General features: G+C 57.5%; 20 protein-coding genes and 2 pseudogenes. 8 read left to right on the forward strand and 14 right to left on the reverse strand.

All coding sequences use genetic code 11. The features are described from left to right. From FN829_RS14115 to FN829_RS14125, 3 genes are all read left to right on the forward strand, one after another. Positions 1–306, forward strand: coding sequence for a hypothetical protein (locus tag FN829_RS14115; RefSeq protein ID WP_142987600.1), 306 nt, complete (start codon positions 1–3; stop codon positions 304–306). A gap of 2 nt (positions 307–308) precedes the next feature. Beyond that, the gene (locus tag FN829_RS14120) at positions 309–2,474 is read left to right on the forward strand and encodes a type B DNA-directed DNA polymerase (RefSeq protein ID WP_185955776.1); all 2,166 of its coding nucleotides are present in this window, start codon (positions 309–311) and stop codon (positions 2,472–2,474) included. A 1,184-nt stretch (positions 2,475–3,658) separates the two neighbouring features. Then, positions 3,659–4,936 carry a Cdc6/Cdc18 family protein gene (locus FN829_RS14125; protein ID WP_142987602.1) on the forward strand — a complete coding sequence of 426 codons (1,278 nt, stop codon included), beginning with the start codon at positions 3,659–3,661 and terminating at the stop codon, positions 4,934–4,936. A gap of 563 nt (positions 4,937–5,499) precedes the next feature. Here FN829_RS14125 and FN829_RS14130 read toward each other — a convergent pair. Next, positions 5,500–5,823, reverse strand: a complete 324-nt coding sequence (locus FN829_RS14130) for a hypothetical protein (RefSeq protein WP_142987603.1) — start codon at positions 5,821–5,823, stop codon at positions 5,500–5,502. A 38-nt stretch (positions 5,824–5,861) separates the two neighbouring features. Then, the gene (locus FN829_RS16475) at positions 5,862–6,425 is read right to left on the reverse strand and encodes a hypothetical protein (RefSeq protein ID WP_142987604.1); all 564 of its coding nucleotides are present in this window, start codon (positions 6,423–6,425) and stop codon (positions 5,862–5,864) included. Positions 6,426–6,625: 200 nt separating this feature from the next. On the opposite strand from FN829_RS16475, the gene FN829_RS14140 reads away from it, so the two are divergent. Further along, on the forward strand, positions 6,626–7,879 hold the full coding sequence (locus FN829_RS14140; protein ID WP_142987605.1) for an RNA-guided endonuclease InsQ/TnpB family protein: 1,254 nt from the start codon (positions 6,626–6,628) through the stop codon (positions 7,877–7,879). 72 nt (positions 7,880–7,951) lie between these two features. Here FN829_RS14140 and FN829_RS14145 read toward each other — a convergent pair whose 3' ends face one another. Then, a complete protein-coding gene (locus FN829_RS14145; RefSeq protein ID WP_142987606.1) occupies positions 7,952–8,878 on the reverse strand; it encodes an ArdC-like ssDNA-binding domain-containing protein in 927 nt (308 codons plus the stop codon). A gap of 245 nt (positions 8,879–9,123) precedes the next feature. Here FN829_RS14145 and FN829_RS14150 point away from each other — a divergent pair, with 245 nt between their 5' ends. Then, the gene (locus FN829_RS14150; RefSeq protein ID WP_142987607.1) at positions 9,124–10,131 is read left to right on the forward strand and encodes an arsenic resistance protein; all 1,008 of its coding nucleotides are present in this window, start codon (positions 9,124–9,126) and stop codon (positions 10,129–10,131) included. A gap of 33 nt (positions 10,132–10,164) precedes the next feature. Here the strand turns inward: FN829_RS14150 and FN829_RS14155 are convergent, their stop codons facing one another. The 11 genes and pseudogenes from FN829_RS14155 to FN829_RS16485 all read right to left on the reverse strand — a co-directional run bounded on the left by FN829_RS14155 (position 10,165) and on the right by FN829_RS16485 (position 15,648). Next, entirely contained in the window at positions 10,165–10,515 is a 351-nt protein-coding gene (locus FN829_RS14155; protein WP_142987608.1) for a hypothetical protein, read from the reverse strand. A gap of 70 nt (positions 10,516–10,585) precedes the next feature. Next, a complete protein-coding gene (locus FN829_RS14160; protein ID WP_142987609.1) occupies positions 10,586–11,587 on the reverse strand; it encodes a DUF6610 family protein in 1,002 nt (333 codons plus the stop codon). Between the two features lie 177 nt (positions 11,588–11,764). Continuing rightward, positions 11,765–12,184, reverse strand: a complete 420-nt coding sequence (locus FN829_RS14165) for a hypothetical protein (protein ID WP_142987610.1) — start codon at positions 12,182–12,184, stop codon at positions 11,765–11,767. Positions 12,185–12,265: 81 nt separating this feature from the next. Further along, positions 12,266–12,535 (reverse strand): annotated as a pseudogene (locus FN829_RS16480) (ATP-binding protein); the annotation flags it as partial. A 115-nt stretch (positions 12,536–12,650) separates the two neighbouring features. Further along, entirely contained in the window at positions 12,651–12,872 is a 222-nt protein-coding gene (locus FN829_RS14175; RefSeq protein WP_142987611.1) for a hypothetical protein, read from the reverse strand. A 71-nt stretch (positions 12,873–12,943) separates the two neighbouring features. Beyond that, a pseudogene (locus tag FN829_RS14180) lies at positions 12,944–13,579 on the reverse strand (RNA polymerase subunit sigma-70). Between the two features lie 40 nt (positions 13,580–13,619). Continuing rightward, on the reverse strand, positions 13,620–13,898 hold the full coding sequence (locus FN829_RS14185; RefSeq protein WP_142987612.1) for a DUF7389 domain-containing protein: 279 nt from the start codon (positions 13,896–13,898) through the stop codon (positions 13,620–13,622). Between the two features lie 62 nt (positions 13,899–13,960). Next, the gene (locus tag FN829_RS14190; RefSeq protein WP_142987613.1) at positions 13,961–14,380 is read right to left on the reverse strand and encodes an HVO_A0114 family putative DNA-binding protein; all 420 of its coding nucleotides are present in this window, start codon (positions 14,378–14,380) and stop codon (positions 13,961–13,963) included. A 35-nt stretch (positions 14,381–14,415) separates the two neighbouring features. Further along, positions 14,416–14,730 carry a toxin-antitoxin system TumE family protein gene (locus tag FN829_RS14195; protein ID WP_142987614.1) on the reverse strand — a complete coding sequence of 105 codons (315 nt, stop codon included), beginning with the start codon at positions 14,728–14,730 and terminating at the stop codon, positions 14,416–14,418. Positions 14,731–14,818: 88 nt separating this feature from the next. Continuing rightward, the gene (locus FN829_RS16080; protein WP_221929847.1) at positions 14,819–15,166 is read right to left on the reverse strand and encodes a DUF6166 domain-containing protein; all 348 of its coding nucleotides are present in this window, start codon (positions 15,164–15,166) and stop codon (positions 14,819–14,821) included. Further along, positions 15,163–15,648 (reverse strand): HNH endonuclease signature motif containing protein, encoded by a 486-nt coding sequence (locus tag FN829_RS16485; protein ID WP_142987615.1) that lies wholly within the window; start codon positions 15,646–15,648, stop codon positions 15,163–15,165. Before FN829_RS16485 ends, FN829_RS16080 begins: the two co-directional genes overlap by 4 nt. Positions 15,649–15,934: 286 nt before the next feature. Between FN829_RS16485 and FN829_RS14210 the strand changes: the two genes are divergently transcribed. From FN829_RS14210 to FN829_RS14220, 3 genes are all read left to right on the forward strand, one after another. After that, entirely contained in the window at positions 15,935–16,612 is a 678-nt protein-coding gene (locus tag FN829_RS14210; protein ID WP_185955777.1) for a helix-turn-helix domain-containing protein, read from the forward strand. A 52-nt stretch (positions 16,613–16,664) separates the two neighbouring features. Next, positions 16,665–17,516, forward strand: a complete 852-nt coding sequence (locus tag FN829_RS14215; protein ID WP_142987616.1) for an aldo/keto reductase — start codon at positions 16,665–16,667, stop codon at positions 17,514–17,516. Between the two features lie 213 nt (positions 17,517–17,729). Further along, a complete protein-coding gene (locus FN829_RS14220; protein ID WP_246066547.1) occupies positions 17,730–18,053 on the forward strand; it encodes a cupin domain-containing protein in 324 nt (107 codons plus the stop codon). Positions 18,054–18,055: the final 2 nt, after the last annotated feature.

Genomic DNA, 18,055 nt, shown 5'->3' on the forward strand with positions numbered 1-18,055 from the left:
ATGGGACGCACGAACCCGACGTACCGAGATGCACTGCGGGCCATCGAAGAGCGCTGGGCAGAGTTCCGGCGGGCACTGCGGCGTCGCGACCAGCCGCGCTTCGACCGACTGTTCGAGTACGCCCGCGAGCACGCCGACGCGAGCGGACTGTTGAACCACCAGAATCCGCTGCTGCCGGCGCTGCTCAGTATCGATCTCGAACAGGAGGCCCGCCTCGACGACCACGAAGAGCGCCTCGAGGAGCTCGAAGTCGCGGTCGCAAAGAGCGATGACCAGGAGAGTGCCCCACCGGACGCGAACCCGTGACGATGCCGTTCAGTATCGACTTTCTGGACGACGGCCGCGTCCTGGAGTGGGAGGCAACTGCCGACGGCGCCGTCGCGACCGAGCGCCAAGACTACACCCCACACTTCTACGTCGCCGCTCGCGACCCTGATGCCGACCTCGACCTCACGACACTCCAGTCGGTGTACGACCAGCACCCGGACGTCGTCGCGACCGAGATGGTTGCGCGACGCCCCGGCTTTCGACGAGACGAGGAGGCCGTTCTCGCAGTCGACGTTGCCCACATCGATCGCGTCACTCCACTCGCCCGGCAGGCGCGTCAGCTGTCGGCCTATCCAGTCGGGGATCTCGCCTGTTTCAACGTGGACTTTTCGCGAGAGTTCCGGTACTGTCTGGAGACCGGCGCCGATCCGACGCCGGCGAACGAGCTGTCGACGCTCCGGCTCAGCGTCCCGGTAACCGAAACGGGCAACGACGTCTATGGGGAACTGTCCGTCGCCGGCGACACCGTCACCGGCTCGCCGACGGATATCCTGACCATCGTCCAAGGGGCGCTCGACGCACACGATCCGGACGTCCTGGTCTGCTCGACGAGCGAGATCGTCCCGACTCTGCACGAGATGGCGGCGGACGCCGGCGTCGACGACTTCTCGTTGAGTCGGTGGCCGGACATCGACTACCAGCAGCTTGCGAGCCGGTCGACGTACTCGAGCTACGGTCGCGTCGGCCACTCGCCGGCGCGGTACAACGTGCCCGGGCGGGCAATCATCGACGAGTCGAACACGTTCTTCTACGGGGAGACGAACCTCGACGGCGTCCTCGACCTCGTGTCGCGCTCGAAAAAGCCCGTCCAGGAGCTCGCGTGGGCATCGATCGGGAACGTCCTCACCGCGATCCAGATCTGTGAGGCCCACGACCGTGGCGTCCTCGTCCCGTGGAACTCCTGGCGCCACGAGTTCTACAAGCCGATGGGGACGCTCCACGACGCCGACCGCGGCGGCTTCATCTTCGCGCCTGAGGTCGGCCTCCACGAGAACGTCCACGAACTCGACTTCTCCTCGTTGTATCCGAACATCATCTGTACCCAAAACGTCTCGCCGGACGTCATCCGATGTGACTGCCACAGCGACCGCGACAACGTCCCCGGCCTCGGGTACTCGATCTGCGACGACCGAGGCTACCTCGTCGACGTGCTACAGCCGATCATCGACGCTCGCGACGAGATCAAGGCGGCCATCCGTCACGAGAAGGAACGAGACGACCCCGACGAGGACCGGCTGGCGGAACTCGAGGGACGGTCGGGAGCGCTGAAGTGGATCCTCGTCGCCTGCTTCGGCTATCAGGGGTTCAGCAACGCGAAGTTCGGCCGCATCGAGTGCCACGAGGCGATTAACGCATTCGCTCGCGAGATTCTCCTGACGGCGAAACAGCGGCTGGAAGCCGGCGGCTGGCGGGTCGTCCACGGCATCGTCGACTCCATCTGGGTGACGCCGGACCCTGACGTCGACGACGAGGACCGCGAGGACCTCGGGACGCTCGCGACGGAGATCACGGAACGCGTCGAAATTCGGCTCGAACACGAAGCCCACTACGACTGGGTGGCGTTCGTCCCGCAGCGCGAGAGCGACGCCGGCGCGCTGACGAAGTACTTCGGGAAGGTCGCCGGCGACGACGACTTCAAAATCAGAGGTATCGAAGCCCGACAGCGTTCGACCCCGCCGTTCATCGAGGACGTCCAGCGGGACTGTCTTGACCGGCTCAACGCGACTCGATCTCCAGACGCCGTACTCGACTGTCTCCAGGATGCTATCAAGCGCCTCCACGCTGGAACGGTGCCGGTCGAGCAGCTCGTCGAACGGAATCGTGTCTCCAAGCCGCTGGAGGGATATACGCAGAACACACAGAACGTGGCGGCGCTGAAGCGGGCTCGAGAGCAGGACCTCGCCGTCCACCCGGGACAGGACATCGAGTACGTAGTCATCGACGACGAGAAGAGCTCGCGAGAGCGAGTCGCGTTAGCCCACGAAGAGATAGAGTCGTACGATGCGTCGTACTACGAGACGCAACTCGTCAGAGCTGTCGAGAGTGTGCTGGCACCGCTTGGCTGCGATCGGACGGAGATTCAACGCGAGATCGCGGAAACTCGGGAAACGGACTTGGCCGCCTTCACCGAGATTGAGAGAGGTTAACCAACACTATCGAGGTATCGGGAGATTTGTTGGTTAATGCTGAGTGGAGACACGGAAGGGAGCTGGAGAGAATACCTCACCCACACACCCCTCGTCCAGAGTGAAAACCAATCGGAGGTGTGGGATAAGGTCCACGGGAAATAGGGGTTCTCGTGAGAGAAGATCAGCAAGAATCACGGAAAGACTGCTTGAGACGAGAGAACACGGAAGAAATGGAACAGCGAACACGAGCAGCGGTTCGAAACCACCCGGACGAATGCCGCCTTCGTCCTCATTTGTGTGCTGAATGCACTTGGGGAGTGGTAAGTAGCAGGTAGTAATAAAACTTCTAGGTAATACTATGTAGATTGGTATGTTTAGAGGATCCTCGGCTGTGTGACGACTGCTGTTAGAGGGATACACGTCTCATACCCTGTGATTTCAGCACTTTCCAGCCGACTCGTCGTGTGGTTTCCGCCCGGTCAACCGAGGGACTCTCGTAGCGTTTCACTCTGGACGAGGGGTGTGGGGGTTCGATTCCGTCGTCAGTGTATTATGAGACGTTGAAGAAACTATCGTCATTCTAACTATTCGCTAACCAGCTAAGCGGCATCAAAGCCGAAATCGGGATTGGTATCTCTCGTTCTTCCTCGTCAACCGGAATCAAGATATCCAATCCCGACAGTTCCGGTTGTACCCTGCTTTGCTTCGGTTGGAGATCTGGTCAGCGTCTTCACTCTTGACTGGGGGTGCCGACGAACGCTCGTCACCATCACTCGAGGTTCACTTTCCACCCCAGCTCGTCACACCGGTGTTTCACTCTGGACGAGGGGTGTCTGACGCACGGCAGACACCCAGTGCCGTTGGTCCTCTCATAGAGATGATTGATTACCCGGCTCGGGAGATACACTCTGGACGGGGGGTGTCGTCTCAACCAACTACGCTGCTCACCGGGTGGAGGGCTATTCACTCTTGATCAGGGGTGTGTCAAACCCGCTCCAGTCCGGCGTTTTCACTCTGGATTAGGGGTGCCGGTCTGCGACGGTAACGAACGCTTCGAATCCGATTTCACTCGGGACCGACTCGACCCTTTGTGAGGATGATACGGCAGCGACAAAACATCAGAAGACGACCATAGCCCGATTTACACTCTGGTCGAGGTAGCCAAATCATTAAGTAGGTCCCATCCGCGATGTCTGATATTGATGGCTGAGGAACCGTCCCAACTCTCTGACTTCGACGGCCGCTACGAGGATCCCGCTGACGATCCCCTCTTCGACTTTGATGAAGACGACCCCGACCGAGCCAACATTTTCGCTCGCAAGGAGCTGCTGAAGGTTGGCCACGTCCCTGAAAGCGGACGTATCGTCGGCCGAGATGGCGAGATCAAGGCTGTTGCTGCTGAACTCAGGCCGATCGTTCGTGGCGATCCGCCCAACAACGTGATTATTTACGGCAAAACGGGAACCGGGAAGTCACTCGTTGCCCGTCACGTCACCGAACGAGCCCGGCGAGCCGCGGAGTCGAACGGTGTGTCCGTCGGCACGGTCTACGTCGACTGCGCGCAGCATAACACACAGACACGCGTCGCGAGGACGGTGACTCGTTCACTCAACGAAACGGACGAGACTGACTTCGATATTCCGCGCGCAGGGATTGGCAGCGGTGAATACTACGACTATCTCTGGGAGATTCTGGATACTGCCTACGAGTCCGTCATCATCATCCTCGACGAGGTGGACCGACTCGATGACGACGATATTCTTATGCAGTTGTCACGGGCCCGCGAATCGGGGAAAGCTGATTGCCACTTGGGCGTCATCGCAGTCAGTAACAAGATCGAGTATCGCGACCAGCTGAACGAACGCGTCAAGTCCAGTCTTCGCGAGGAGGAGTTTGTCTTCCAACCCTACGACGCGAATCAACTGCGCGAGATTATGAAGCACCGACGGGACGCGTTCCACGATGGCGTTCTCTCGGATGATGTGATCCCGCTGACCGCGGCACTAGCCGCCCAAGAACACGGTGACGCTAGAAAGGCAATCGAGATTCTTCGTCACGCCGGCGAACTAGCCGAGCGAGAAAACGTCGAGACGGTCGTCGAGGAACACGTTCGCGATGCCCAGGAGTGGGCCGAAATCGATCGGTTCGAGGAGCTGCTACGCGGGTCGACGACCCAGGTCAAATTCATCCTCTATTCGCTCGCGCTGCTCACCGAAGAGAATCCGAACGAAGATGGATTCTCTACTAACCAGATTTACGAACGGTATCAGGCGACGACAGAGAAGGCTGACGCGAAGACTCTCAGCGAGCACCGCGTCTACGAACTGTTGAAAGAGCAGGCGTTCCTCGGTGTCGTTGAATCTACTCGGACCGGTGGTGGTCGGGGTGAAGGCAGTTATCTTGAGCATCGGCTGGTGCAGGATACCGGCATCGTGCTGAAATCTGTCCTCCGGGACAGCCGGTTGGAAAACTTGGCCTAGCTCCCGGTTCGATCGCTCACCACACCCCTAGTCAAGAGTGTATCTCTCGATACGTCGGAAACAGGGGGTAGGTGATCCGAGGTTACCTTCTATTCCACAACTATCGACTTTGGCCAGGTGACGAAACGACGGAAACGCGGGGGGTGTGGTCCCTTCGAAGTCAGCCGCACCCTCTCCACCTACATCCAGTTACGACGGAAACGTGGGATGGGTATGTTCTCGACGAGTTTCACCTGTCTGGGCTGATCGGACCCATTCACACTGAGGGGTGTGGGGTGGGTTGAACCCATTCACACTCTGGGGGGTGTCGCCTGCTACGTGTTCAATGGTGCTGGAACAAACATTCAGCTATGGTTCTATCTCGTCTACTCGTCGATTCAGCTATGGTTCTATCTCGTCTACTCGTCGATTCAGCTATGGTTCTATCTCGTCTACTCGTCGATTCAGCTATGGTTCTATCTCGTCTACTCGTCGATTCAGCTATGGTTCTATCTCGTCTACTCGTCGATTCAGCTATGGTTCTATCTCGTCTACTCGTCGATTCAGCTATGGTTCTATCTCGTCTACTCGTCGGGACTGACGGGGCCTTTGTACTGGGAACGAATCTTCTCCCCTTCTCGCCACTGCCAGTAGTAGTAGCGGTTGTCATTGATCTCCTTGATCGTGATCGTCGCCTTCGACGGGACGTCATCGGGGAGGTCCTCTGGTCGTTCTTCGACCTCCTCATCCTCCTCGTTTTCAGCTAGTCGTGCCTCCCGCTCGCGATGTTCGGCAAGTTCCTCTGCGAATCGAGCGACTTGTCGGAGTATCTCTGGGGATTGTTCATCGAGTTTTGAAGCGATGTCTGCTGGGACTTCTCGAGGTGGGTCTGGTGGAGAATAGGACATTGGACAGGTTCTTTTAACCAACGTTGTTGGGCAATATCTTAGAATTGTTGGTTAATTTCTCGTCTACTCAACGAGACTTCCTCGATAACCGCCACCGTGGCTTCGAGTTTCTGCCGACGGTCCTCGCGTTCTTCGATTTCTTGGTCCAGCTCGCGAATCTCCGTTGCAAGTTGTTCGACCACGTCCGTCGTTTCCGGGAGACGGCCATCAGGACGAGGGACGTTTCCTTCCCGAATTTCGAGATCGGCTCGCCGTAGATGCTTACACCCACCGCTTGGATTCCGCTTCGTGAAATCTGGACACGTACACGTCTCACTTGCGACATCGACCTCGTAGATGTTCCCTGACTCCGATTGTACCTCGTAGATTCCTCCCTTCTGGAGTAGCGAGACGTCCATCTCTTCGGTTCGAGCTCGCTTTGTGCGAGGCTCGAGTTCCTCCTGAGACGGGTCTTCGCCAATGGTGGGTTGTTGGATCGCCTCAGTAGGTGTCGAAGCTGCAGGAGTCGATGCTACAACTCCACCATCCGGAGAGTACACCCGCTCTTCGTGTTCTGTTTCATCTTCGTTCCGTGTCTCGACGTCGTCAGTTCGTTCGGTCATGATTTCGGCTGAATCGACGTGACGAGTTCGCGCACGCCGTCGCCCTTCGACGGCGTGAAAAACCGTTTTCAAGTGAAACGGTAGCGCGGAGTCCCCCTCTTCAAGCAGCGAGCAAAACGAACGAGTCGGGAGGGGAAGGAGCGCATTCGTATCGATTACAAACGCCAGTCTATAAATAGCCGCGCACCTACATTGAAACTGTGGCAAACGACTACTTGCGTCGGACGGCAATCACTCGTCTCGAAGTTACGGACGAGCAACGCGACCTCCTCGAAGAGACGATTTCCGAGTGGAAGCGTGGTTGCCAACTCGCCACCGATATGGCGTGGGGCACGTGCAACGCCAAAAGCGACGTCCAGCCCCTCGCCTACGATACTGTGCGCGAACAGACCGACCTCGGCAGTCAACACGCGATTCTCGCCACCCACCAAGCCGCCCAAGCCATCACCGGCTATCTCGAACGCCGCTCGAAAGGCAAGAAAGCCAGCAAGCCCACCTTCACTGCCCCGACAGTGAAGTACGACACTCGGACCATGACGCTGTTTGGCGACGATACGGTGTCACTCTCCACTACGGAGAATCGAGTCCGGTGCGAACTTGCTCTGCCCGACGCCGACGATGGCTACCAACGGCAGTACCTCGACTCGGATGAATGGAGCGTCACGGAAAGTACGCTCACCGCCCGCGACGACGACTACTTCTTGCACATCGGTTTCCGCCGCCACAAGACCGATACCGAACGAAACACCGCCGAGGACGGAACGGTTCTCGGGGTCGACCTCGGTATCGAAAACCTCGCCGTCACAAGTACCGCCTCCTTCTTCAGCGGGCGGGAGTTGTCCCACAACCTCCGTGAGTTTGAGAAGGTACGTGCCGGGCTCCAACAGACCGGAACGCGAAGCGCCCACCGAACGCTCGAACAATCGAGTGGCCGTGAACTACGCTACGTTCGGGACGTTCTCCACCGAGCGTCGAACGCCATCGTCACGGAAGCACTCCGATTCGAGTGTGACGTGATTGCGTTCGAGGACTTGACCCATATCCGAGACCAAACGGGTGCGTCGTGGGGGCACAAGTGGGCGTTCCGAACACTGTACGAGCAGGTGGCGTACAAAGCCGAAGCGGAAGGCATCGCGGTGAAGCAAGTCGGTTCGGCGTACACGTCGAAGCGGTGCGCCGAATGCGGCTTTACGGCAGACGAGAATCGGCCGACACGTAACGATTTCCGATGCGTGAAGTGCGAATCGGAAGCGAACGCGGATTATAACGCGGCGAAGAACATCGGAATGCGGTACGTCCGTCGGGGCCAACAGTCGTCTCGGCGGACGGGCGACAGTCAGCTTGCCCTAAAGTCTGGAACAGTGACGCCGAGCGGCGATTTTACCGCCCACCCGGAAGGGTTCGACGCCGAGTTCATGGACAAGCCCCACCCTCAAAGCACCGAAGGCGCTTAGGGTGGGGTAGTTGACCGCACCCGGAACTCGATTCGTCCCGACTGTGACGAGTTCCAGAGGTTGTCTGAATCGTTATTCCACGAGTGACCCAATGATCTCCTGAGCAGTGGAACTGATTCGACCGAGGCGCTCTTGAATCGCTTCCGGGTCATCGCCTTGCCACGCAGCGAGATAGAACGCAGATCCGCTCGTGTCGAGTCCGAAATACCGACCGACGATGTACGCGACGGCTTCTGCTTCGACCTCGCGCTTTGCCCGTTCGGGTTCATCTTCGATATCGAAGTGGAGCAACGCGTGGGCGTACTCATGGATCAGCGTGACAGCGAGATCTGCCTGATTCGATCGGGCTATCGCTTCGACGACTGGCTGGAGGTCGTGTAGGCTCCGGTACTTACAGACTCCCTTCGCGTCGCCATGGTCCCAGTCGTCAGCATCGACAATGCGTACCGTCACACCGAGTTCATCAGCTGCTCCTTTGAGCGCTGGCACCAGGTCGTCGGCGTCGCCCATCGCTGCAGTCTCCAGTTCGGGAAGCGGTTCTCCGTCGGTTTGGGAGACGTCGAAGACTGGTGCTGGTTTGAACCCGACAAGGCCTTTCGACCACTCATCCGCCGACGTCTCGTTGTACTCACAGCCGATTTTCTCGTGGTAGCTGGGCGAATTCTCACACTCGGGACATCGCTTGGTGATGATCGGCGCCCAGATCCAGATGGCCTGCTCGCCTTCCTGGACGTGCCGATCGAAGTCGTTTCGCCACGTGTTGTAGCCTGCGACCTTCGTTGCCTCTGGATGCTGGAGCTTGATCAGGAGCGTATTTCTGTGCGAATAGTCGTGGAAGCGACTCTGGACGTCTAACCACTCCTGGAACTCCTCACTTGCTTGTGCATCGTCGACGCGGTCGACGAGGTCGTCGATCCACTCTTCGATGGTACTGTGCATCTCGTCGTGTCGGATGTCGGTCTTCTCGAACGAGACCGACGAATCACTACTCGTAGCCATGGTTTTCTGTAAATCGAGTTCACGGCAACTACGTCAGCTCAGGACGCGCCGCACCCCTCAGGGGCGTATAAAAACACGTCTCTTCACCGCAATTGACAACCTTAGCTACTCTCCGATAGGACGATTCACAGTACTATTGCTACTCGCCATTCACCGATGGGAACTTACGCCTGCTACCACCACTTCTACGAAATGAGAGGATCTGGGTTGACGGATAGCGGCACCGGTTACCTCTCCGTAAATCTATGACCTCGCTCTCGAAGCGGTGGATTCAGCACAATCAAGTCGGTATCTACTTCGTTGCCGTCTTACTCGCGATCGGAGTCGGCCTCGGCCGTCCGAGTACGAGTTCGGTGCTGGAACCGCTGATCAATCCCGTGCTGGCAGTGCTGTTGTACGTCACGTTCCTCGAAATTCCATTTGTCCGGATTCGGCGGGCGTTCCGGAACGGCCGGTTCATGGCCGCGGCACTCGGGATGAACTTCGTGGTCGTGCCGGTCGTCGTGTTCGGCCTCACACGATTCCTCCCGCAGGAGCCAGTCATCCTCGTGGGGGCGTTCATGGTGTTGTTGACGCCGTGTATCGACTACGTCATCACGTTCACCGAACTCGCTGGCGGTGACGCCGAGCAGATCACTGCGGCGACGCCGGCGCTAATGCTTATCCAGCTCTTGTTGCTCCCGATGTACCTCTGGCTGTTCATGGGGCAGCAGGTGGCCGAGTTCATCGAAGCCGGGCCGTTCATCGAGGCGTTCGTCGTCATTATCGCGCTCCCGTTGACGCTCGCGTGGGCGACCGAATACTGGTCGGAGCGTTCCAGTCGTGGTGAACAGTGGCAGGACACGATGGGTTGGTTGCCGGTCCCGATGATGGGGGCAACGCTGTTCGTCGTCATCGCTTCCCAGCTCCCGCGCGTGCAGGACTCGATCGGACAAATCATGTCGGTTGTCCCAGTGTACGTGGCGTTCCTCGTTATTATGCCGTTGCTCGGACGGCTGGTGGCCGGTCTCTTAGGAATGGACGTCGGCGAGAGTCGGGCGCTCGTGTTCACATCCGTCACACGGAACTCGTTGGTCATCCTCCCACTGGCGCTTGCACTCCCGTCGGGCTACGCGCTTGCACCGGCGGTCGTCGTCACTCAGACGCTCGTCGAATTGACGGGAATGGTTGTCCTCACACGAGTTGTCCCGGCGTGGTTGGTCCCAGATGCTCCTGATCAGTTACTGGATTTCGATGTCGGGCAGAGTGACTGAATGACGCTCGATGCCGCCATTCAGACTGCGGGCTTAGTACCGGAGTTCGTGTGGCTCGTCGGCGAATCCGACTGTAACGAGGTACTCGAGATACTCGTCGAACTGTTCTACGTCGCTGGGCGTGTCTGTCGCGAGGTGCCGTGACCACTCGATGGCCCACTGGAACGCGGGGTCGGTGCCATCCTTGCCGTGAATATACCACCAGCGGGCCGCTTTCAGCACGACGAGCGGATTCGTCGGCGGGTGCTCGCTTGCTAGTCCACAGGTGATCGATTGGATCCCCTCGGGAACGTTTGCTGGATCTACATCGGACGTCTGGGTGTTCGGTAGGTCGATTGGAATCTGATCGATTGAGATGTCACTCGGGTTCTTTTGTTGACTCATGTGGAATCACTCTCTTGTACGCTCTCTTTCGAGCCCTCACCCCTTCCGGGGGCGAAAAAAGACTCACTGCTTAGGCTGGCGGGAAGTAGACGCTTTGTTCGCCGGCTAGCTCTTCGAGCTGGTTCTGATGCCGATGCGTGAAGTAGCAGTCGTAGCTACAATACCCACAGATCTCTCCCGTATCATACTCTGCTACGAAGGGACCTCGTTCAGTCGTCCAAACGTTCACATCGCACTCAGTACACGCTGCACCCTCGATATCACTCGGTGACGGGCCGCGATACTCGAACTCGATGCTGTCTTTCTTCGTTGTCGATTCGGGCCATACGCCTCGTGCCTGCCAGAATTCTCGAACCTTCGCGAGACTACATCGGACAGTTTTTCGGATCGTCATGTGCTCAGCGTCGCGACCACTGTCGTCCCACCCACCAGGTGTCCAGAATTCGCCGAACTGTGCGCCACGGTGAAGACCATTCCAGTCAAGGCCGACGATATCTGCGGGTGGGTCTCCCGTCAGTGTGGGACGGGTGAGCTGCTTAATGACGTCCAGTTGTTTCGTCGGACTCCCTCCAAGTATGTGGACGCGACGACCACGCCAATCGCTCGGCTCTGAGAACTCGTGAGCGAGTCGGTCGGCGTATCCCCGGGAGTACCCGACGACGAGGTCATCAGGGGTCGCGTGAATAGCGCCACGGCATTTGGGGACGATGACGAGGTCTGATTCTGGGTAGCTTCCTTCGATCTCGCGAGCAGCAGCGACGTATCGGTCTACCTCGTCGACTCCGTAGGCATCACCAATCACCCCGATCTGGGGCTCGTGATCGAAAAAGCGCTCGACGTACCGATCAAGGTCTGGATTTCGAAAATCGTTATCGAGCATCCCGACAGGCAACTCTAACGCTTTGAACTGCTGCTGTTGGTAGGTACAGTCCTCCCGAAATCCGGTGAGAAAACCGAGGCTGAATGCATCTAATGCGAACGGAACTCGATGGAGGAACGCTATTTGATCGGCCTGCCGAGCAGCTGCAATTTCACTGGCTGCGTTGCTGGTTGTCTTCGCTGTGAGTGCCATAATGAATCAACGCGGAACTCGCCCCGCGCCCCCTCCTGGGGGAGAAAAACTGCTACCGGCGGCTAGCCGTTAACCAACATCGGTTGCTGTTGTACGGTTCCTGTTGGTTAATCGGGCTGGTTCCCTGTGGGGGCTGCTACGTTGTCGGTTCAGCAGAGATACCTCGCAGATCTCAGTTCAGTAAGGGAGGTAGTCCGGCGCGATATCTCCGGTCAGTACACTACTCTCGAAGGCGTCGCTTTCGCTGCCCTCGAGGTCGATGATTCGATAAACTGCATCACCGCTCCAGTCACACTCCTCGCTCGAACACACCGCGCTAGCCAGGGCTCCGTTCTCTGTATCGAGATGGACGCTCTGTAGATCGAGTCGCTCGCTACAGAGTGGGCACGTTGCCGGAACTTGCGCATATCGGTAGCCAGTACTGATGTCGATGTCATCTTGCTCAGCGTCGATGCCACGAAGCCCTTCGACAAGATGGCCGACTCGTGAGCGAAACTCGGTGAGAAGCGCGCTGCGGGCTTGCTCGTCGACGGGGAGTTTCGCACTATCAAGAGTAATCGTCACTCGATACGCTGTCGTATCGTTGGAGTCTTTCATTTGGTTCACCTGGCGGGGGGACGTTTGATTCCCCCGCACCCCTTTGGGGAGAAAAACTATCCCCAGCTGTACCCTCCGGCGTCAATGGGTGGTTCCACTCTCGAGAATGGCAACGATATCGGAGAGATCGAATAGCCGGAGATCATCACGCTCGTCTGCAGCTTCCTCGACGGAGCGTTTGAACCCAGAGCGGCTGAACAAGGCGAATTCATACGTCTGCTCACCACCTCCGGTTGGTGTCCAATCGATTTGCTCCACGTCGTCTTCGAGGTCCGCGAGTACGTCATAGCCGAGGGGGGTGTTGGTAAATTTCGCTTCGCCAGCGATCAGCGTTGACCCGCCAGTTGATGCTCCAAAGTTATGAACCAGACTATAATAGTCTGAACTATAATATCCTGGTCCCTAATACGGTGGGTCAATTATTTGAGCCCCACCAAGGCTCCGACAGGCATTCCCGAATGTTCCGTTAGTCGTCCTGTGAGCGGATTTCGCTGGCCCGCTGTTCAAGCCGGCGGAGGATCTGGATGCGCCCCTGATTCGCGTTCTCGTAGGCGACGCAGGCTCGGAGCGTCTCCATGTCGTGAATCGTCGCGATACCAGCGTTGATGAGTCGGGTGTTTGGCGGTTCGAGACGCTGTTCCGGTGTGAGACCGTCTGATTCGACGGATAGATTCGATGAGTCGCTCATTTTGTCCGCCTCCGCTCTCTCAAGGCGACAAAAACAGCTGCTAGGCCACTCCCGGTCGAAGAAATTCTTTGTCAGAACTCTACGTTAGTTGGACGGTAGTTCGCGTCAGTGTCGACGCTGTCGTACATGCGGCCGAGCATGTCGAGTGCTGACTGGAAGTGCGCGTAGTGCTCGTTTGCGAACGCTACGGTTTCTTGGAGGGAGATAACGGGCCGTCCGTCGACCATCTCGGCCTCGATCTGTGGCCGCGGCTTGAGTACCACCTGAATCGCACTATTGAGGTCGTCAGCGGGCTGGCGCTGCTCTGTAGTCGGGATTCCGAATCGATCGAAGAACTCCGCCCAGGCGTCGAGTTCGGATTCGTGGACGGCGATGAACAGCGGATAATCCCCCGGGTCGCGAGCGACCTGGTAGCCACCGCGGGTCCAGATGTAGACCGCATCGATGCCGGTATAAGCATACTCCATCCCCGCGAATTGCGGGAGGACGTACGCCTCCGAGATCGACGGTGGCGAGGTGTCTGCTGCCGCCGTCAGGAACTCGAGACCGACGTCTCGGATTGTCTGATCGACGAGATGGAGTCCATCGTCGTACGCGACGTATCGTCTCCCGATTCTCGTCAATGTTCCGAGCGACGCCTGAGATGGAATCCCTCGGGTCAAGCGCGAGGATGACCTTGAGTTCCTTCTCACCCATACTTCGTACATCCTGCGGCTACACAATTCTGTGCAATAGTCAAAAGAAGTACTATTCGTGTGGGTCAGCTGGCTGGATCTGGCGAGTGTCCTCAGCGAGGTCGTGGATATACTCGCGGAGGGTTTCCATATCCTCGCGGGCGTCTTCGAGCGTCTTGCCCTTCACTTTGGCCGTGATCTTGTCTTGATCGCGGGTGCCAGTACCGCGAGTGAGTTTGACGGTGAGTGAGACGCCGACATCGCTTCGCTCGACGTACTCGGTTCGGTTCGTGCTTTCTCCACTGGACGGCGATTCAACTGCTCTACTTGGTTGTTGCTTTGAGTCAGACATACGTTCTCCACGAGAGCTATCTGATAGCCCTCGCACCCTTTCGGAGGGTGAAAAACAAGTGGCTAGTCTGCGCTAGCGGGAGTACTGTCTACGTCGACGTCGTCGAGAAGTGGATAGTCGATGTGCATCTCGATTTTATCGAAGGGGACAACTGGCTGGATCGCTCCGCCAGGGCCTCCCTCCTTGAGCTCTAGGATACCCAGTACCTCCAGCTGTTTCAGATCTGCATGGACATCGGAGACGTCGCGGTCGACGAGTCGTGCAGCCTCCCGCATACTCGATGGGCGCTCTTTCGCGATCGCCTGAATGAGATCGAGGCGCAGTGGAGTGAGGCTGTCGACGAGATCGTCATAGGTCCCGAACTGGAGTACTGCACGCTCATTGCTTGCATCCAGTTCATCAGCCTCGGCAGTCTGAATGAACTGGAGCGTGTCCTCTCGGAGCTGTGCTCGATCGCCGACGGTGATGTGAAGCGTGGTCATGTTCGGGTGGGTTGGATCTGTATTGTATCTGCAGTTCAATAGGGACGGGGTGGGTTGCCACCAATCGTATCCCAGTATTCGTCAGCACTAGCCCAAAACTCGACGATGAGCTCTTCCATACCAGGGAACTCGACGTCTGCCTCCCCGGCAGCGGTGTGGAGTTCGTGGCCTTTGGTGTCTTCGTGAGCGTTGTCGTAACGGATGAGCGTCAGATCTTGCAGCGTTCCCAGGTGCAATGTATACTTCCAACCGGACGGGTAGGCATCTGTGTCGGTCGTCCGTCGGATGACGACGTTCTCGACGAGCCCGGCTTCGACGTGGGTGTAGCGGTGCGTGAGTTCTTGGCCCATCCCTCATCTGTTGGTTTGCTACCCAACACGATAAGTGTGTTGGGTATGCGCCCAACAGCTGCTCAGATGATAACAGGGTCTCGCAATCCTATTGTGGGACGATGAGCTCACCCCTTTCCGCACCAACTACCGCTTCAATCTCAGGACCGGTGAGTCGCCAACGCCCGTTAGGACCGGTACACTTCAGTTGACTCACGACCTCATTCTTGAACTGGGTGTAGTGATCTAAGGCGATTCGTTCGTCTTCGTAGTAATCGAGAAGCAGTGCACAGGCCAGTTGTGCCGGGCCACTGCCTTGATAGCCAACCTCGAAACCGCTCGGACTGTGGTTTACAAGTTCCAGGCTTCGGTTCGGTGTGTGCCGCGTCCCATCAGGAGTTCGGACTACTTCCAACGTCCCTTGACGACGCTGGCCGACGTATCCTTCCTGAGTCATTTGAACCGCCCCCGTTTGTCACGCTCCCGCTTTGACTCGTCCCAATCTCTACTTGGCGGACGAATCTTGATACCGAACCCGTGCCGCTGTGCGTGCTCGGATTGACCGAGTAGTTCAAGATTCGTTGGACGATTATCCCACCTGACGCCATTTCGGTGGTGAACGTGTTTTCCAGCCACTGCATCGAACCCGTGTTTTGCAATCATCACTAGCCGATGAATTCCAACTGATTCAGTTGTACCACGGTAGTTCGACGCACAAACAACGTATCCGCGGTCGATGAACACCGCTGGATGGAGCCGTCTGTTCGTTGCTGATTCATACGAACTTCGTCTCGAAATCTCGTAGCGGTTCATCCATTCCCAGACCGTCGACTGATCGCAGTTCAACTCGTCCGCAATCTCGTTCGTGCTCAACTCTTCTTCCCAGTATAGTTCATACAGGAGCGATTCATCTCTCCACGGTGTTTCGGACTCATTCATAGCTTGTGCTGCGGTGAGTGTATTCAGGCACCCCCGCACCCCTCTCGGGGGAGATAAACACTACCAACCCAGAATTGCCCTTGAGTTACAACGGATCAGCTACCCACCAGAGCTGCCGAAGACTATTGAAGATGATTCATCCATCAGCCGTACTCAACGTGCCAAGGGTCGGATCACCTGATTTGCTCTACGGGAAATGGGGTTGCTCAGACCATCTCCTGCTGGAAGAATCCCTGTAAACACGGGAGTCCCGAACGTTAACTACCGGTGAAGCATACGTCTATGTATGACAATTACGACTGAGTTTTGCCTCAGTTCACCGTCTCTCCCGCTGGTCAGTATCACTGAGAGACTCCCACCGGACCAAATTGAGTGCGTCCATGGGCTCTGTTTCGAACAGGACGCCCGGATGTTCATCGTCAGAATCGATTCCGAAGTCAACGTTTCAGAAGCCAACTTGGAATCGCTGGACGAAGTCCAAGAGGCGACAACGATCGGCTACGCGGGCGAGCAAACCGTCCACAACCTTACGATAGACCTCGACGACGCGATCTCGGAAGTATTCAGTGGAGGAAGTTCTGTAGCGGCCAAACTCGAGCCGACAGTCGTCACACCGGAGGGGTGGTACGAGAGGAAAGTGTACAAGGACCGTGATTCGTTCATGGAGTCCCGGACCCGCTGTGAGAACTACGGGATCTCGCTCGACCTCATCTCGATGACCTCCACTTCATCTACCTCGGACGATGATCTCCCATTTGGGTTGACTGAACGGCAATACGAGGCGCTGACACTCGCGCTCTCTCGTGGCTACTACGAGAGCCCACGCCAGACCTCGACCGAGGAGCTCGCTGCGGAACTCGGCATCTCACAACCCTCGCTCTCGAGACTCCTCAGGCGGGGTGAGCGGCAGCTACTCTCTTCGGCGCTCCAAACACAGGAGCACTTAAACACGGTTTCCAATTAGCACCGTCGCTATCTGGCCGTAATCCCTCTGATCTGGTAGACAGAGACCTACGATGAAGACAGTTGAACTCAACAACGGTGTGGAGATGCCGATTCTCGGATTCGGCACGTATCAAATCGAGGACCTCGACGAGTGCGAACGAAGTGTTTCGGAAGCCCTCGAAACAGGGTATCGACTCATCGATACTGCGGCGTCGTATGAGAACGAGGAGGCGGTCGGGCGGGCAATCGAGAAGAGCGACGTGCCGCGAGACGAGGTGTTCGTGACGTCAAAACTCTGGGTCCGGGACACCGGCTACGAGGCTACGTTGGACGCGTTCGAGCGATCGTTGGACCGACTGGGCCTCGACTATCTCGACCTGTTCCTGATTCATCAGCCCTACGGCGACGTCCACTGTTCGTGGCAGGCTATGGAAGACCTCTACGAGGACGGCAAGATCAGGGCCATTGGAGTCAGCAACTTCCACCCCGACCGGGTGATGGACCTCATGGTCCACAACGACGTCGTCCCGGCAGTGAATCAGATCGAGACGCATCCCTTCTACCAGCGAACCGAGGATGCAGCATTCCTTGAGGAACAGGACATCCAACACGAGTCGTGGGGGCCGTTCGCCGAAGGCCAGAACGACATCTTCGAACATGACGTGTTGACCACGATCGGAGACCGCCACGGCAAATCCGCTGCACAGGTAGTACTTCGATGGCTCATCCAGCGCGAAATCGTCGCCATTCCGAAGTCGGTTCACGCCGACCGGATCGCCGAGAATTTCGATGTCTTCGACTTCGAACTCACCACGGAGGAAATGGAGACGATTTCGGAACTAGACGAAGGAGAAAGCCAGTTCTTCGACCACCGAGACCCGGAGATGGTGAAGTGGTTGGGGGAGGCTGAACGGGACACGTGAGCTGATCTGAGCGCTCTCCCTACGTGACCTATCCGTCTCTCAGACGCGATCTCCGGTATCCCCTTCGCCACTTCAGAGACGACGGGAGTTAAATACGGTTTCCAGATAGCATCGAAGTCTTGGATATCAAACTCGCAATTCGCAAACGTACAAAACATGGATGTGACAAACGTTCCGGCCGCTGATAGAGAAGAATCCGATCACCCGGCCCAAGTGACGACGGCGGTCGTTTCGGATGGTGTTTCGAGCGAGTTCGACGGGAACACCGTCCGCTCGGTGGAAGTTACGTTCCGACCGGGAGAACGAACCAAATTCCACACGCATGCTGGCGTACAGGTGTTGTACGTCACTGAAGGCGAAGGGATCGTCGCGACCCGCAACGGAGAACGTGAGGTCTCGGAGGGCGACCTGATCGTCTTCGAGCCTGATGAAGAGTACTGGCACGGGAACACACGGAATGCCGATTCGCCGTTCAGCCACCTCGCCTTCATGGCTGAACCGGACGGATCTGAAGTAACTGCCCTCGAAGAACCATAACC

Origin of the sequence: Halorubrum cibi, assembly GCF_900182635.1 — an archaeon.
Classification (GTDB): domain Archaea; phylum Halobacteriota; class Halobacteria; order Halobacteriales; family Haloferacaceae; genus Halorubrum; species Halorubrum cibi.